16 protein-coding genes are annotated in these 15,517 nt (G+C 70.4%); 8 read left to right on the plus strand and 8 right to left on the minus strand.

Annotated features, from left to right (window positions below; all coding sequences use genetic code 11):
- Window positions 1–96: 96 nt before the first annotated feature.
- Window positions 97–2,367: a transglycosylase domain-containing protein gene (locus ACFWPQ_RS42955; RefSeq protein ID WP_384047924.1), complete on the minus strand. Its 2,271-nt coding sequence runs from the start codon at window positions 2,365–2,367 to the stop codon at window positions 97–99.
- A 596-nt stretch (window positions 2,368–2,963) separates the two neighbouring features.
- Between ACFWPQ_RS42955 and wblA the strand changes: the two genes are divergently transcribed.
- On the plus strand, window positions 2,964–3,302 hold the full coding sequence (gene wblA, locus ACFWPQ_RS42960) for a transcriptional regulator WblA (protein ID WP_132856581.1): 339 nt from the start codon (window positions 2,964–2,966) through the stop codon (window positions 3,300–3,302).
- An 86-nt stretch (window positions 3,303–3,388) separates the two neighbouring features.
- Here the strand turns inward: wblA and ACFWPQ_RS42965 are convergent, their stop codons facing one another.
- Together ACFWPQ_RS42965 and ACFWPQ_RS42970 are read right to left on the minus strand one after the other, a co-directional pair.
- A complete protein-coding gene (locus tag ACFWPQ_RS42965; RefSeq protein WP_384047927.1) occupies window positions 3,389–4,900 on the minus strand; it encodes an ArsA family ATPase in 1,512 nt (503 codons plus the stop codon).
- Window positions 4,897–5,874 (minus strand): ArsA-related P-loop ATPase, encoded by a 978-nt coding sequence (locus ACFWPQ_RS42970; RefSeq protein WP_361286224.1) that lies wholly within the window; start codon window positions 5,872–5,874, stop codon window positions 4,897–4,899. Before ACFWPQ_RS42970 ends, ACFWPQ_RS42965 begins: the two co-directional genes overlap by 4 nt.
- Window positions 5,875–5,981: 107 nt before the next feature.
- Here ACFWPQ_RS42970 and ACFWPQ_RS42975 point away from each other — a divergent pair, with 107 nt between their 5' ends.
- The 4 genes from ACFWPQ_RS42975 to ACFWPQ_RS42990 all read left to right on the plus strand — a co-directional run bounded on the left by ACFWPQ_RS42975 (window position 5,982) and on the right by ACFWPQ_RS42990 (window position 8,642).
- A complete protein-coding gene (locus ACFWPQ_RS42975) occupies window positions 5,982–6,140 on the plus strand; it encodes a DUF4177 domain-containing protein (RefSeq protein WP_019992579.1) in 159 nt (52 codons plus the stop codon).
- Window positions 6,140–6,604 carry a RidA family protein gene (locus ACFWPQ_RS42980; RefSeq protein WP_384047930.1) on the plus strand — a complete coding sequence of 155 codons (465 nt, stop codon included), beginning with the start codon at window positions 6,140–6,142 and terminating at the stop codon, window positions 6,602–6,604. The genes ACFWPQ_RS42975 and ACFWPQ_RS42980 overlap by 1 nt, the downstream gene beginning before the upstream one ends.
- A gap of 293 nt (window positions 6,605–6,897) precedes the next feature.
- On the plus strand, window positions 6,898–7,785 hold the full coding sequence (locus tag ACFWPQ_RS42985; RefSeq protein ID WP_384047933.1) for an NUDIX hydrolase: 888 nt from the start codon (window positions 6,898–6,900) through the stop codon (window positions 7,783–7,785).
- A gap of 2 nt (window positions 7,786–7,787) precedes the next feature.
- Window positions 7,788–8,642 (plus strand): MBL fold metallo-hydrolase, encoded by an 855-nt coding sequence (locus tag ACFWPQ_RS42990; RefSeq protein ID WP_384047936.1) that lies wholly within the window; start codon window positions 7,788–7,790, stop codon window positions 8,640–8,642.
- A gap of 56 nt (window positions 8,643–8,698) precedes the next feature.
- Here the strand turns inward: ACFWPQ_RS42990 and ACFWPQ_RS42995 are convergent, their stop codons facing one another.
- Together ACFWPQ_RS42995 and ACFWPQ_RS43000 are read right to left on the minus strand one after the other, a co-directional pair.
- On the minus strand, window positions 8,699–9,529 hold the full coding sequence (locus ACFWPQ_RS42995) for a nucleotidyltransferase domain-containing protein (protein WP_384047938.1): 831 nt from the start codon (window positions 9,527–9,529) through the stop codon (window positions 8,699–8,701).
- A gap of 94 nt (window positions 9,530–9,623) precedes the next feature.
- On the minus strand, window positions 9,624–10,298 hold the full coding sequence (locus ACFWPQ_RS43000; RefSeq protein ID WP_030422469.1) for a Crp/Fnr family transcriptional regulator: 675 nt from the start codon (window positions 10,296–10,298) through the stop codon (window positions 9,624–9,626).
- A 342-nt stretch (window positions 10,299–10,640) separates the two neighbouring features.
- On the opposite strand from ACFWPQ_RS43000, the gene nth reads away from it, so the two are divergent.
- The 3 genes from nth to ACFWPQ_RS43015 all read left to right on the plus strand — a co-directional run bounded on the left by nth (window position 10,641) and on the right by ACFWPQ_RS43015 (window position 13,594).
- Entirely contained in the window at window positions 10,641–11,576 is a 936-nt protein-coding gene (nth, locus tag ACFWPQ_RS43005) for an endonuclease III (protein WP_384047942.1), read from the plus strand.
- 97 nt (window positions 11,577–11,673) lie between these two features.
- A complete protein-coding gene (locus ACFWPQ_RS43010) occupies window positions 11,674–12,381 on the plus strand; it encodes an NUDIX hydrolase (protein WP_384047944.1) in 708 nt (235 codons plus the stop codon).
- A gap of 13 nt (window positions 12,382–12,394) precedes the next feature.
- Entirely contained in the window at window positions 12,395–13,594 is a 1,200-nt protein-coding gene (locus ACFWPQ_RS43015) for a MarP family serine protease (protein ID WP_384047947.1), read from the plus strand.
- A 58-nt stretch (window positions 13,595–13,652) separates the two neighbouring features.
- On the opposite strand, the gene ACFWPQ_RS43020 is transcribed toward ACFWPQ_RS43015, so the two are convergent.
- From ACFWPQ_RS43020 to ACFWPQ_RS43030, 3 genes are all read right to left on the minus strand, one after another.
- Window positions 13,653–13,832, minus strand: coding sequence for a hypothetical protein (locus ACFWPQ_RS43020; protein ID WP_361286199.1), 180 nt, complete (start codon window positions 13,830–13,832; stop codon window positions 13,653–13,655).
- 261 nt (window positions 13,833–14,093) lie between these two features.
- Window positions 14,094–15,014 carry an alpha/beta fold hydrolase gene (locus tag ACFWPQ_RS43025; protein ID WP_384047950.1) on the minus strand — a complete coding sequence of 307 codons (921 nt, stop codon included), beginning with the start codon at window positions 15,012–15,014 and terminating at the stop codon, window positions 14,094–14,096.
- Window positions 15,011–15,496 carry a phage holin family protein gene (locus tag ACFWPQ_RS43030; RefSeq protein ID WP_384047953.1) on the minus strand — a complete coding sequence of 162 codons (486 nt, stop codon included), beginning with the start codon at window positions 15,494–15,496 and terminating at the stop codon, window positions 15,011–15,013. The genes ACFWPQ_RS43025 and ACFWPQ_RS43030 overlap by 4 nt, the downstream gene beginning before the upstream one ends.
- Window positions 15,497–15,517: the final 21 nt, after the last annotated feature.

Here is a 15,517-nt window from a genome sequence, read left to right on the forward strand (position 1 = left end):
TAAGAGACAGCCTCTGGAGAAGAGGTGCGGCCCCACCGTCGTAACGGAGGACCCGGGGGATCCGGGGGACTCGGGGGAGTTCGGAGGACCCCGAGGTCAGCCCCGGTTCCCGCCGTTCCCGTTGTTGCCGCCGTTTCCGTTCCCCTGGATGAAGCCGTCGGGGAAGGAGTAGGTCGGGGTCGGGGTGGAGGTGCCGCCGTCCGTCGTGCCGCCGATGAGACCGCCGATCAGGCCGCCCGTGTCGTCGCCCCCGTTGCTGTTCCCGTTCCCGTTCCCGTTGCCCTTGTCGTGGTCGTCCTCGTCCGGGATGTTGACGAGGTTGAAGGACTCGGAGGACTTGCCCTCCAGGGCGCCCGTCATGGCGTCCTTCCAGATCGGGCCCGGGGTGTCGGCGCCGTAGACCTCGGAGTGGTAGACGCCGCCGATGGTGATGTTGGTCATCTCGATGTTCTGCTTGGCGCTGCCGACCCAGACCGCGCCGGCCATGTTGGGCGTGTAGCCGACGAACCAGGCGTTCTTGCGGGAGTCCGTCGTACCCGTCTTGCCGGCGCTCTCCCGGTCGTCCAGACCGGCCTGCTGACCGGTACCGGAGTCGATCACGCCGCGCAGCAGGGTGTTGATCGTATCGGCGGTCTTCTCGCTCATCGCACGCGAGCAGGTCGACTTGGGGACGGCCAGGGACTTCTGCTCGTTGCCGACCTTCTGGGTGATCGACTCGATGGCGACCGGCGTGCAGTACATGCCGCGGTCGGCGAAGGCGGCGTACGCGCTCGCCATGGTCAGCGGGGAGAGGCCGATCGCACCGAGGGCGATGGACGGGGTCTCCGGAAGCTTCGAGCCGTCGCCCTGGTGGACGTTCAGCGAGTCGGTCATCTTGACCACCGGGCACAGGCCGATGTCGGAGATCAGCTGGACGAAGTAGGTGTTGATGGACTTCGCCATCGCCTTCTTCATCTGGTATGGCCCGACCTCGGACTCGTTCTCGTTCTGGACCTGCTCGCCGTCCGTGTTGACCCACTGCTTGCCGTTGCACTGCTGGACGGGGCTCGGGTAGTTCATCTTGTACGGCGACGAGTACTCCTGCGTCGCCGACTTGCCGCCCTCGATGGCGGCCGCGGCCACGAACGGCTTGAACGTCGAACCCGTCGGGAAGCCGTAGTTGGAGCCGCCGTAGTCCCGGTCGACGGAGAAGTTGTACTCGGTCTCGTTCTTGTTGTAGCCGTACGGCTTCGACTGACCCATCGCCAGGATCTTGCCGGAGCCGGGCTCCACCAGGGTGGCGGCCGCGGCGACCGAGTCGGACTTGTAGACGTGGTCCTTGATCGAGGACTGCACCGAGTCCTGGGCCTGCGGGTCCAGCGTCGTACGGATGGTCAGGCCGCCCTGGTTCCAGAGCTTGGCGCGCGCCTCGCGGGTCTTGCCGAAGACCGGGTCGGTGAGGAAGACGTTCTCGACGTACTTGCAGAAGAACCCGGCGCCCTTGACGGCGGTGATGCAGCCGTTCTTCGGCTGGGTGACGTGCAGCCCGAGCGGGGTCTCCTTGGCCTTGTCGGCCTCCGCCTGGGAGATGTCGCCCAGTTGGGCCATGCGCTCCAGCACCACGTTGCGGCGCTTGGTGGCCTCGGCCTCGTCGTTGACCGGGTCGTAGCGGCTGGGCGACTGGACGATGCCAGCCAGCAGGGCCGACTGCTGCAGGTTCAGGTCCTTGGCGTGCTTGGAGAAGTAGCGCTGGGAGGCGGCCTCGACGCCGTAGGCCTGCTCGCCGAAGAAGGTGATGTTCAGGTAGTTCTCGAGGATCTTCTTCTTGCCGAGCTTCTCCTCCAGCTGGATCGCGTACTTCAGCTCCTTGACCTTGCGGCCGAGGGTCTGCTGGGTGGCCTGGGCGACCTTGGTCGGGTCGTCGCCGGCCTCCTCGATGAAGTAGTTCTTCACCAGCTGCTGGGTGAGCGTCGAGGCGCCCTGGGACACCCCGCCGCTCTGGGCGTTCTTGTTCAGCGCGCGCAGCACGCCCTTCAGGTCGATGGCCCCGTGCTGGTAGTAGCGCGAGTCCTCGATCGCGACGATCGCCTTCTGCATGTAGGGCGAGATGTCCTTGAGGTCCACCACCGTGCGGTCACGGGAGTAGACCTGGGCGATCTGGTTGCCCTTGCTGTCGAGGATCGTGGTGCGCTGGCTGAGCTGCGGGCTCTTCAGGTTGGCCGGGATCTCGTCGAAACCCTGTACCGAACCTTTGGCCGCGAGGCCCAGGGCCCCGGCCGCGGGCAGCGCGATGCCCGCCATCACGGCTCCCGCGAGCACACTGACACCGAGGAACTTGGCGGCCTGCTGCGTGGTCGACAGACCACCGCCCGAGCGCTTCTTTGGCATGGGGGCAGCCTAATCCGTAGTCCTGGGCGTTCCGGGGGAGCGGGTGGCTCTCGGGATGTTCGAGTGCCGGATCGTGACATACGGGACCAGGCGCGTGCGGCAGGCATGACTCGGCGCACAGGACCATGCATGGCGCCACGCACGGAACCACGCATGGCACGGCGCACGGCACGACGGCATGAACGGTCTACCTTGCCATTCGCCGGACACACGTACAGGCCTTGGCCTAAGCTGCTCTCAACTGTCACAGCAGTGCGGCCACGTATCAATACGTCCGGCGACCCCGAATCGTTCCGGAACCAGCCCACTTTTTTTCGGGTGATGTGTTGGTCGCGTGTCCGAATCCGCCTCGTGTGTCATCTGGCGTCCGTTGTGGCGCGCCGTAGCTGTCCCGGTTTGCCGCGATGATCACGCATGTCGCCAGCTCACTCCCGCGGGTGATCTGCCGCTTACCCATAGTCCGTTCGGGCCATTCAAGATTGGGCCCGAAGGGGGTGTTGCGCTGTGCCCACCTTCCGTAACGTCCTCAACTGGCGGCGGTGAATATGCCGCTGCCGCCGTGGGGGAGCCTCGATTCGGGAGAGGACGGCGCCGGTATGGGCTGGGTAACCGACTGGAGTGCGCAGGCTGCCTGCCGCACTACCGATCCGGATGAACTGTTCGTTCAAGGAGCAGCGCAGAACAGGGCCAAGGCGGTGTGCACCGGATGTCCGGTACGCACTGAATGCCTGGCCGATGCGCTGGACAATCGCGTCGAGTTCGGCGTGTGGGGAGGCATGACGGAGCGGGAGCGCCGCGCACTGCTGCGCCGGCGGCCCACCGTGACCTCCTGGCGCAGGCTCCTGGAGACAGCGCGCTCGGAGTACGAGCGGGGGACCGGGATCGTCCCCCTCGACAGCGACGAGGTGTACGAGAACTACGCGGCCGTGAGCTAGGCCGCACAGGCCGTCTACGGCGAGCCAGACCGCAACGGTCCCAGACCGCAACGGTCCCAGACCGCAACGGTCTGCGCCGCAAAGGTCTACGGCAGCTCCGGCCGGCCGGCCGCGAGCCGGTCGCCGATGTCCCGCAGTCCCGCGAGGTCGTGCACATCGCCGGGCAGCGCGGCCACTTCGACCACGGCCACTTCGGGGTGGCGCGCGGTGAAGCGGTCACGCGTGCGCTGCTCACGGGAGAGCAGCTGCATACGTTCGGCGTGCAGCCTCAGCAGGCCTGCGGTGAGCTGGTCGACGGTGCGGTCCGGCGCCTCTGACGAGGGGGCTTCGTCAGTCATGTCCTCAGGCCCTGACGAGGGGGATTCGTCGGGCCGGGACGCGGACGGCACGGGCGCGGGTGATTCGGAACTGCCGTACGTGTCGGGAGAGTTACGAAGTCCAGCTTTCCCGCCACCCTGATCGACAATGCGGGGCTCTTCAAGATTTTCCGCGGCTTCGGCATTTTCCGCGGCCTCAGGATTCTCCGCGGCCTCAAGATTTTCCGCGGCGGCGAGCGCACGCTCGGCCGACAACCGGTCGGCGCCGCTGCCGTGGACCCTGTTGAGGACCAGACCGACCAGCGGCATGTCCTCCGCGGCCAGCCGCTCCACGAAGTACGCGGCCTCCCGCAGCGCGTCCCGCTCCGGAGCCGCCACCACCAGGAACGCCGTACCGGGCGCCTGAAGCAGCTTGTACGTCGCGTCCGCGCGCGTGCGGAACCCGCCGAACGTCGTGTCCATCGCGGCCACGAACGTCTGCACGTCCTTCAGCAACTGCCCGCCGAGCAGCTTGCCGAGCGTGCCGGTCATCATCGACATGCCGACGTTCAGGAAGGCCATGCCGGCCCGGCCGCCGAGCTTCGCCGGCGCCGTGAGCAGGCGGATCAGGCGGCCGTCCAGGAAGGAACCAAGACGCTTCGGCGCATCGAGGAAGTCCAGGGCGGAGCGGGAGGGCGGGGTGTCCACCACGATCAGGTCCCACTCGTCCCGGGCCCGCAGCTGGCCCAGCTTCTCCATCGCCATGTACTCCTGCGTGCCCGCGAAGCCCGCCGACAGCGACTGGTAGAACGGGTTGGCCAGGATGGCCGCCGCCCGCTCGGCGTCCGCGTGCGCCTCCACGACCTCGTCGAAGGTGCGCTTCATGTCGAGCATCATGGCGTGCAGTTCGCCACCCGCCCTGCGCTCGCCACCCGCTCTGCGCTCGCCGCCCGTCCCGCGCTCGCCGTCACCCGCGGCCGAGCCGCCGCGCGTCGCCGCTCCCCGGTCCTCGGTGCCCTTCACCTTCCGCGGCACGTTGTCCAGCGAGTCGATGCCCATGGACTGCGCCAGCCGCTTGGCCGGGTCGATGGTCAGCACCACCACCTTGCGGCCGCGTTCCGCCGCCCGCAGGCCCAGGGCCGCCGCGGTGGTGGTCTTCCCGACGCCGCCCGAGCCGCAGCACACCACGATCCGGGTGTTCGGGTCGTCGAGCAGCGCGTCGACGTCGAGCGCGGGCGCGTGGGCCAGCCGGCGCGCGCCGTCCTGCGCCGGGTCCTGGGCCGGGTCCGGATCCGGAGTCATGACATCCCCTGTTCCCGCAGCTCGGTGGCGAGTTCGTACAGGCCCGCCAGGTCCATCCCCTCGGCGAGCAGCGGCAGTTCGTGCCGCTCCAGGTCCAGCTCGGCGAGGACCGCGCGCTGCTCGTGCTCCAGCGCGTACCGCTCGGCGTACTCGCCGGCCTGCGCGAGCAGCGGGTCCACCAGCTGCCCGGCCTTCCCGCCGCGCCGCGCCCCGCCGAGCCCGGCCGCCGACAGCGCCTGCGCCACGGCGGTGCGCGGCACCGTCCGTACGAGTTCCAGGTCGGCCGCGTCCAGAATCTCCGGCCGGACCATGTTCACGATGACCCGGCCCACCGGCAGCCGCGCGGACCGCAGTTCGGCGATGCCGTCGGCGGTCTCCTGGACCGGCATCTCCTCCAGGAGCGTGACCAGGTGCACGGCCGTCTCCTTGGACTTCAGCACCCGCATCACGGCCTGCGCCTGGTTGTGTATCGGGCCGATCTTGGCGAGCCCGGCCACCTCGTCGTTGACGTTCAGGAAGCGGGTGACGCGGCCGGTCGGCGGGGCGTCCATGACGACGTAGTCGTACACGAACCGGCCCGCCTTGTCCTTCCTGCGCACCGCCTCGCACGCCTTGCCGGTCAGGAGGACGTCCCTGAGGCCGGGCGCGACGGTGGTGGCGAAGTCGATCGCGCCGAGCTTCTTCAGCGCCCGGCCGGCCCCGCCGAGCTTGTAGAACATCTGGAGGTAGTCCAGAAGGGCCAGTTCGGGATCGATGGCGAGGGCGTAGACCTCACCGCCGCCCGGTGCTACGGCGATCTTCCGCTCCTCGTAGGGCAACGCCTCCGTCTCGAAGAGCTGGGCGATGCCCTGCCGACCCTCGACCTCCACGAGAAGCGTCCGCTTCCCCTGGGTCGCGAGGGCCAGCGCGAGTGCGGCGGCGACCGTCGTCTTTCCGGTCCCGCCCTTGCCGCTGACGACCTGGAGCCTGCTCACGCCTTCGAGACTAACCAGTCGGCCGGACACTCACGCGGGAGGCTGTGGATAACCGTGCGTGCGGTGGGCCACGTGTCCCGTGCGTCACAGCGGATAAAGTCAGCCACATGACCAAGTGGGAATACGCAACCGTGCCGCTGCTCGTCCATGCCACGAAGCAGATTCTGGACACCTGGGGCGAGGACGGCTGGGAGCTCGTCCAGGTCGTGCCCGGGCCCAACAACCCCGAGCAGCTTGTGGCCTACCTGAAGCGGGAGAAGCCGTAATGAGCGCCGTCGAGGCCAAGCTGGCCGAACTCGGTCTCACGCTGCCGGCGGTCGTCCCGCCGCTCGCCGCGTACCAGCCGGCCGTGCGGACCGGCGGGTACGTCTACACCTCCGGCCAGCTGCCGATGGTGGACGGCAAGCTTCCGGTCACCGGCAAGGTCGGCGCCGAGGTCACCGCGGAGGAGGCCAAGGAGCTGGCCCGCATCTGCGCGCTGAACGCCCTGGCCGCCGTGAAGTCCGTCGCCGGTGACCTGGACCGCGTCGCGCGCGTGGTGAAGGTCGTCGGCTTCGTCGCCTCCGCGGCCGACTTCACCGGCCAGCCGGGCGTGATCAACGGCGCCAGCGAGCTGCTCGGCGAGGTCCTCGGCGACAAGGGCGTGCACGCGCGCAGCGCGGTGGGCGTCGCGGTGCTGCCGCTGGACGCGCCGGTCGAGGTCGAGGTGCAGGTCGAGCTGGAGCCGTAGTCGTAGCTGTGGCCGTAGCCGTCGGACTGGAAGCCGTGGCTGTGGCCGTAGCTGTCGGACTGGAAGCCGTGGCTGTGGCCGTAGCTGTCGGACTGGAAGCCGTGGCTGTGGCCGTAGCTGTCGGACTGGAAGCCGTAGCCGCGGCCGTAGCTGTCGAGCGGAAGCCGTAGCCGTGGCCGTATCTGACGAGCCGGAGCCGGAGCCGTAGCCGCGGCCGCAGCCCGGCGAAGCCGAAGCGGTGGCCCGTCGGAGCCCCTCTCGAACAATCGCTCCCCACGGGATAGCCTCCGGTAATGGCCGATGGACAGTGGTATCCCCCCGAGTGGCCGGACCGGATCCGCGCACACGCGGAGGGCACCCTCGTGCCGGTGACCCCGAAGCGCGCGGCCACCGTGCTGCTCCTGAAGGACACCCCGGACGGTCCCGTCGTCCACATGCTGCGCAGACGCGCCTCCATGGCCTTCGCCGGAGGCGCGTACGCGTATCCGGGCGGCGGTGTCGACCCGCGCGACGACGACCACCAGGTCCGCTGGGCGGGCCCCACGCGCGCGTGGTGGGCCGAGCGGCTCGGCGTCGACGAGGCGGTCGCCCAGGCGATCGTCTGCGCGGCCGTGCGGGAGACGTACGAGGAGGCGGGTGTGCTGCTCGCCGGTCCCGCCGCGGACGCCGTGGTCGGGGACACCACCGGGGACGACTGGGAGGCCGACCGCGCCGCCCTGGTCGCCCGTGACCTGTCGTTCGCCCAGTTCCTGGACCGGCGCGGCCTGGTCCTCCGTTCGGACCTGCTGGGCGCGTGGACGCGCTGGATCACCCCGGAGTTCGAGAGCCGCCGCTACGACACCTGGTTCTTCGTCGCCGCCCTCCCGGCGGGCCAGCGCACCCGCAACGCCTCCACGGAGGCCGACCGCACGGTGTGGATCCGCCCGGCGGACGCGGCCGCCGGCTACGACAAGGGCGAGCTGCTGATGATGCCGCCCACCATCGCCACCCTGCGCCAGCTCCTGCCGTACGCCACGGCCGCGGAGACGCTCGCGGCGGCGCCCGCGCGGGACATGACGCCGGTGCTGGCCCGCGCCCGCCTGGAGGACGGCGAGATCGTCCTGACCTGGCCCGGCCACGACGAGTTCACCAAGCACATACCGACGCACGTAGCGACCGACCTGACGACCGGTGGAGCCTGACCATGACGGACGCAGCAGCCCTGCCCGGCCAGCCGCGCGGCGGAGTCCTCTCGGGTCCCGCCACCGCACGGGCCGTCAACGTGCTGGCGCCCAACGCCTCCGCGATGACCCTGGACGGCACCAACACCTGGATCGTCGCCGAGCCCGACTCCGACCTGGCCGTGGTGATCGACCCGGGCCCGCTGGACGACGGCCACCTCAAGAACGTCGTCGACACCGCAGAGAAGGCCGGCAAGCGGATCGCGCTCACCCTCCTGACGCACGGCCACCCGGACCACGCGGAGGGCGCCGTACGCTTCGCGGAACTGACCGGCACGCGCGTGCGTGCCCTCGATCCGGCGCTGCGCCTCGGCGAGGAGGGCCTGACGGCCGGCGACGTGATCACCACCGGCGGGCTGGAGCTGCGCGTCGTACCGACGCCGGGCCACACCGCCGACTCCCTGTGCTTCCACCTCCCGGCCGACCGCGCGGTCCTGACCGGCGACACCATCCTGGGGCGCGGTACGACGGTCGTGGCGCACCCGGACGGCCGTCTCGGCGACTACCTGGACTCGCTGCGACGGCTGCGCTCGCTGACGGTCGACGACGGCGTCCGCACCGTCCTGCCGGGCCACGGACCCGTCCTGGAGGACGCCCAGGGCGCCGTCGAGTTCTACCTGGCCCACCGCGCCCACCGGCTCGCCCAGGTCGAGACGGCCGTCGAGAACGGCCACCGCGCCCCTGCCGAGGTCGTCGCCCACGTGTACGCCGACGTGGACCGCTCCCTGTGGCCGGCGGCGGAACTGTCGGTACGGGCCCAGCTGGACTACCTGACCGAGCACGGCCTGATCCAGCCGGAGCTCTGGTCCGAGCTCTAGTCCCGGACCTAGTACCAGCTCTGGTCCGAGTTCTGGTCCGAGTTCTGGTCCGAGCTCTAGTCCCAGCCGTCCGGCCGGGGCGTCTTCACGCCGTGCACGCGCGCGTACTCGTCGGCGAGCCACGGGCCCAGGTCGTCCACGTACGACCGCAGTACGGCGCGGTCGCCGACCGGCTCGTACCCGTATCCGGCCGCGCGACGCAGCTGGCCGGCGCGCTCCGGGTAGTAGCCGGCGAACCCCTCCGCCATCTCCCGCAGCTCGCTGGTCCAGCCGTTCCAGCGGGGCATGACGAGGGTGAAGCCGGTGCGGACGAGGTTCCGTGACATGAAGCGCACCAGGGGCCGCAGGGCCTCCTCCGTGTCGTCCGCGGCCGCGATCCGCTCCCGCCAGCGCGGCAGGTACCGGGCCAGGTCGCCGTTGGTCTCGCGGGCCAGCAGCGAGTCGGGGCGGTAGCGGGGCAGGAACTCGGCGAGGTCCTCGCCGAGCAGCGGGGTGCACAGGCAGGCCACGAACCAGCCGATGTCGTACCGCTCCAGCTCGCTGAGCACCCGCGCGCGGGAGTAGAGCAGGGTCCCGACCCCGTCGATCTCCGGGAACTCCTTGTCGACCGCCGCGCCGTGGGCACGGGCCGCGTCCCGGTCGGCGCCGGTCGGCTCCTCTCTCAGCACGACCACCAGGTCCAGGTCGCTGCGCCCCACGCGCGCGGTGCCGCGCGGGATCGAACCGTAGAGGTAGGCGCTGTCCAGGCGGGGCCCGAAGACCTCCAGGAGCCGGTCCCGGGCGGCGGCGACCACGGGACGGAAGACGCGCGGCACGCGCGCGTGCGAGCCTTCGCGCTCTATGAAGCCCAGAGGGTCGAGGCCCCGGGACGCGACTGTTTCAGACATGGGGAACCACATACCAGCCCGTCCGGCGTTCGAGGACGAGGCCGAAGGCCGATGATGCGGGGCTCCGGGGGCGGCAGCCCCCGGAAACCGGAGCCTACCGGGACCGCTTCGCCAGACGCTCGACGTCCAGCAGGATCACGGCTCGCGCCTCCAGCCGCAGCCAGCCACGCTGGGCGAAGTCCGCCAGGGCCTTGTTCACGGTCTCGCGGGACGCGCCGACCAGCTGGGCCAGCTCCTCCTGCGTGAGGTCGTGGACGACGTGGATGCCTTCCTCGGACTGCACGCCGAAGCGGCGCGAGAGGTCCAGCAGGGCGCGCGCGACCCGGCCCGGCACGTCGGAGAAGACCAGGTCGGACATGGCGTCGTTGGTCTTGCGCAGCCGGCGGGCGACGGCGCGCAGCAGGGCGGTGGCCACCTCGGGGCGCACGTTCAGCCAGGGCTGGAGGTCGCCGTGGCCGAGGCCCAGCAGCTTGACCTCGGTCAGCGCGGTCGCGGTCGCCGTGCGCGGGCCCGGGTCGAACAGCGACAGCTCGCCGATCAGCTCGCCGGGGCCGACCACGGCGAGCATGTTCTCGCGGCCGTCGGGGGAGGTGCGGTGGAGCTTGACCTTGCCCTCGGTGACGACGTAGAGCCGGTCGCCCGGGTCGCCCTCGTGGAACAGGGAGTCGCCACGCGCGAGGGTCACCTCACTCATGGAGGCACGCAGCTCCGCGGACTGCTCGTCATCGAGCGCCGCGAAAAGCGGGTTGCGCCGCAGAACGTCGTCCACGAGTTCTCTCCTTGTCGACCTGCTCAGGGGATCTTGCTCCCCCTTGGTACCAGGGGACCGTGCTCCCCATTTTGCCGGACGGTCCAAACAGTGTGATCTGTCACAAGGATGCCGCACAGGTGTGCCGAGGTAAGCGGCAGGGGTCCAATCGGGGGCTGATCTTCCGGGTCCGGGGCGGATGTCGGTGCCGGGCTTTAGGCTGGCCGGGTGTCCAAATCGCCGGTGAGAGCACAGGACAAGGGGGCTGGGCGGGTGGTTGTACGAGGTGATTCCGCTGTGGGCGAACAAGGGTCCGATGCCGCCTCCGGTGAGCCGAAAAGCGCGACAAAGGTGGCGAAGGTCGTGAAGAAGGCGCCGGTGAAGAAGACGGCGGCGAAGACGGCGACCGCGAAGAAGACGGCGGCCGTGAAGAAGACGGCCGTGAAGAAGGTGGCGGCAAAGAAGGCGGCACCGGCGAAGGCCGCACCGGCGGCAAAGGCGGCGCCGGCCGGGAAGCCCGAGTCGCAGACCTCGCTCGTCCGCCGGGCCCGCCGGATCAACCGCGAGCTCGCCGAGGTGTACCCGTACGCCCACCCCGAGCTGGACTTCGAGAACCCCTTCCAGCTCCTGGTCGCCACGGTGCTGTCCGCCCAGACCACCGACCTGCGCGTCAACCAGACCACCCCGACGCTGTTCGCGAAGTACCCCACCCCCGAGGACCTGGCCGCGGCCAACCCGGAGGAGGTCGAGGAGATCCTGCGGCCGTGCGGGTTCTTCCGGGCCAAGACCAAGTCGGTGATAGGGCTTTCCAAGGGGCTGGTGGAGGAGTTCGGCGGCGAGGTCCCCGGTCGGCTCGAAGACCTCGTCAAGCTGCCCGGCGTCGGCCGCAAGACCGCGTTCGTCGTCCTGGGCAACGCCTTCGGGCGCCCCGGCATCACCGTGGACACTCACTTCCAGCGCCTGGTCCGCCGCTGGCGGTGGACCGCGGAGACCGACCCCGACAAGATCGAGGCGGCCGTCGGCGCGCTGTTCCCCAAGAGCGACTGGACCGACCTCTCGCACCACGTGATCTGGCACGGCCGCCGGATGTGCCACGCCCGCAAGCCCGCCTGCGGGGTCTGCCCCATCGCCCCGCTCTGTCCGGCCTACGGCGAGGGCGAGACCGACCCGGAGAAGGCGAGGAAGCTGCTCAAGTACGAGAAGGGCGGCTTCCCCGGCCAGCGGCTCAATCCGCCGCAGGCGTATCTGGACGCGGGCGGCCGCCCGGCACCGCCGCTGGGCGGCGTATCAGGAACATGACCCAGGGGTCTTCTCAGGGACGGGGAACGGAACGATCAAGGAGTCTTCGGGCGTTGGAACGGGCAGGACGGGGGAGCAGGGCAGGACGGGGGATGCCGTGACACACAGCAGCAAGGAGCAGACGGGCGATGCGCGCGCCGGCGTGGCGCTCGGCAAGGAGGGCCTGCCGGAGTGGCTCGACCCGGTGGTGCGGGCCGCCGAGACGATCCAGCCGCTCCAGCTGAGCCGCTTCCTGCCGCCGGAGAACGGCGCGGGGCGGCAGTCGGCCGTGCTGATCCTGTTCGGCGAGGGGAAGCAGGGGCCGGAGCTGCTGTTGATGGAGCGGGCCGGCTCGCTGCGCTCGCACGCCGGGCAGCCCTCCTTCCCCGGCGGTGCCCTCGACCCCGAGGACGGCGACCCGAAGACCGACGGGCCGCTGCGGGCCGCTCTCCGTGAGGCCGAGGAGGAGACCGGGCTGGATCCGGCCGGCGTCCAGCTGTTCGGGGTGCTGCCCAGGCTGTACATCCCGGTGAGCAAGTTCGTGGTCACCCCGGTGCTGGGCTGGTGGCGCGAGCCGAGCCCGGTGGGGGTGGTGGATCCGAACGAGACGGCGCGGGTCTTCACCGTTCCCGTGGTGGATCTCACGAATCCGGCCAACCGGGCCACCACCGTGCACCCCAGCGGGCACCGAGGTCCGGCATTCCTGGTCGAATCGACCCTGGTGTGGGGGTTCACGGCCGGGGTGATCGACCGTCTGCTGCACTACGCGGGATGGGAGCGCTCCTGGGACCGCGAGAAGCTGGTCCCGCTCGACTGGCGGTCATGACAGGGTGTCGTTCGTGAATGTGCTGGACATCCTGTTGCTGGTCGCCGCCGTGTGGTTCGCGATCGTCGGCTACCGCCAGGGGTTCGTCGTCGGCATCCTGTCGGTGATCGGCTTCCTGGGCGGCGGACTCGTCGCCGTCTACGTCCTTCCGGTGATCTGGGACGCGGTGACCGACAACGCCGAGGTGGGCACCACCGCCGCGGTCGTCGCCGTGGTCGTGGTCATCGTCTGCGCCTCGGTCGGCCAGGCCCTCACCACCCATCTGGGCAACAAGCTGCGCCGGTACATCACCTGGTCCCCGGCCCGCGCCCTGGACGCCACCGGCGGCGCGCTCGTCAACGTGCTGGCGATGCTGTTGGTCGCCTGGCTGATCGGCTCCGCCCTCGCGGGCACCACCCTGCCGACGCTCGGCAAGGAGGTGCGCAACTCCAAGGTGCTGCTCGGGGTGTCCAGAGCGCTGCCCAACCAGGCCGACACCTGGTTCGCGGACTTCTCCAAGGTCCTCGCGCAGAACGGCTTCCCACAGGTCTTCAGCCCCTTCGCGAACGAGCCGATCACCGACGTCTCGCCGCCCGACCCGGCCCTCGCGAACAGCGCGGTGGCCACCACCGCCAAGCAGTCCATCGTCAAGGTGACGGGCACCGCGCAGAGCTGCGGCAAGATCCTGGAGGGCACCGGCTTCGTCTTCGCCGACCGCCGGGTCATGACCAACGCCCACGTGGTCGGCGGCGTCGACGAGCCCACCGTCCAGATCGGCGGCGAGGGCCGCAAGTACGACGCCAAGGTCGTCCTCTACGACTGGCAGCGCGACATCGCCGTACTGGACGTGCCGGACCTGCAGGCCAAGGCCCTGAAGTTCTCCGCGGCGGACGCCGACACGACCGACAGCGCGATCGTCGCCGGGTTCCCGGAGAACGGGTCGTACGACGTCCGGCCCGCCCGGGTGCGCGGCCGGATCAGGGCCAACGGCCCGGACATCTACCACCGCGGCACCGTCCGCCGTGACGTCTACTCGCTGTACGCGACCGTCCGCCAGGGCAACTCCGGCGGCCCGCTGCTCACACCTCAGGGCAGGGTGTACGGGGTCGTCTTCGCGAAGTCACTGGACGACGCCGACACCGGGTACGCCCTCACGGCCGACGAGATCCAGGCGGACATCGCCCGGGGCCGTACCGCGAGCCAGCAGGTGGGCACCGACAGCTGCGCCCTCTAGGAGCCCCCTCGGGGTGCTTCGGGGGGTCGTCGGGGGGCCATCGGGGTCCTTCGGGGTGTCAGCCTCGGGTGTGGCGCAGACGTACCGAGACCCAGCGGGCCCGGCGGCGCAGGATGTGCGGAATCCCCACCCTGAGGTCTGCCCCCGGCAGTTGCGGGGCACCTCCTCGATGAGGGTTCGGGCCGCCTGTCGTACGGCGGTTGCGGGGTGCGTCACTGTAGTCGTGCGTCCAGCCCATACCCCGACGTCTGCCCCTGCCCCAAGGTCGATAACCTCCCGCGCGCCCCTGAATCGGCCTATGCGCCGGGCATGTGGCCGTTCGTAGAACAGCTGTACAGGTCCGGATACCGGGCGCATCGGCGCGGTCACCGATCGGGTTCGGGGTCTTTCAGCCAGTTGACCAGTTCGGCGGAGAACGCGACCGGGTCCTCCTCGTGCGGGCTGTGCTGTCCCGGGGGCCAACCCCCGGACCCCCGGCCGGTTCGAGCGCAACGTCTTCTCAGCGGTCGGGCTCCGGGTCCTTGAGCCAGTTGACCAGTTCGGCGGAGAACGCGACCGGGTCCTCCTCATGAGGGAAGTGTCCGAGACCGTCGAACAGCCGCCAGCGGTACGGCGCTTCGACGTACTCGCCGGAGCCGGCCGCGCTGCGGGTGCGGGTCACCGGGTCCAGGGAGCCGTGCAGATGCAGCGTCGGGACGCGTACCGGGCGCTTCATCCTGCGGTTGAACTGGATGCCGTCCGGGCGCGCCAGCGAGCGCACCAGCCAGCGGTACGGCTCGATCGAGCAGTGCGCGGTGGACGGGATGCACATGGCCCGCTGGTACGTCTGAACCGCCTCGTCGTCCGGCAGCCGCGGCCCGGACCAGTCCCGGATCAGCCGGCCGACCAGCGCGCCGTCGTCGGCGGTGAGCTGCCGCTCCGGGATCCAGGGCCGCTGGAAGCCCCAGATGTAGGAGGCGGCGGCGGTCTGCCGGCGGTCCCGGAGCATCGCCGAGCGCCAGCGTCGCGGGTGCGGCATGGACACCACCGCGAGCCGTCGTACCAGCTTGGGGCGCATCGCGGCCGCCGTCCACGCCAGGTAGCCGCCCAGGTCGTGGCCGACCAGCGCGGCGTCCGGCTCGCCGAGGGAACGGATCACGCCGGTGATGTCGAGCGCGAGGTTCGCCGGGTCGTAGCCGCGCGGGGTGCGGTCGCTGCCGCCGACGCCCCGCAGGTCCATGGCGACGGCTCGGAAGCCCGCGTCGGCGAGCGCCACCAGTTGGTGCCGCCAGGTCCACCAGAACTGTGGGAAGCCGTGCACCAGCATGACCAGCGGTCCGTCGCCGAGCTCGGCGATGTGGAACCGGGCGCCGTTCGCGGCGACGTCCCGGTGTGTCCAGGGGCCCTCCGGCCGTACGGCCGAGGGAGCGGGATCCGTCATGACGTCGAGCGTGCCACAGCCTCGATGGCCGGCACCTCGTCCCGGGGGAGCTCCGGGCGCGGATGCGGCTTGGCGTTCTGCAGCACGCCCGCCGTCTCCTTCACCGACGCGGCCACCTTCTGCGGGCCCTTGCTCTTCTTGGCCTTCTTCGCGAACACCACGCCGATCAGCGCGAGGGCGACGGCCACCAGGACGTTCGCCGCGAAGGAGAGCAGGAAGCAGAGCGCGAGATTCCAGTGGCTCCAGGTCCGAATGCCGTACGCCAGCGCGAAGTTGAGCATCGGCAGGGAGAACAGCAGCAGCACACCCGCCACCGAGAACGCGCCGCCGCTCACCGCGCCCCGCTTGACGTCCTGCTTCAGCTGGGCCTTGGCCAGTGCGATCTCGTCGTGCACCAGCTCCGACATCTCGGCCGTGGCCGAGGCGAACAGCTGGCCGATGCTGCGTTCGGCACCGACCGGGCTGCCGTCGGGTGCGCTCATCGCGGTCTCCCTCTGCGTCTT

The organism is Streptomyces sp. NPDC058464, from assembly GCF_042721035.1.
In the GTDB taxonomy this organism is placed as follows: domain Bacteria; phylum Actinomycetota; class Actinomycetes; order Streptomycetales; family Streptomycetaceae; genus Streptomyces.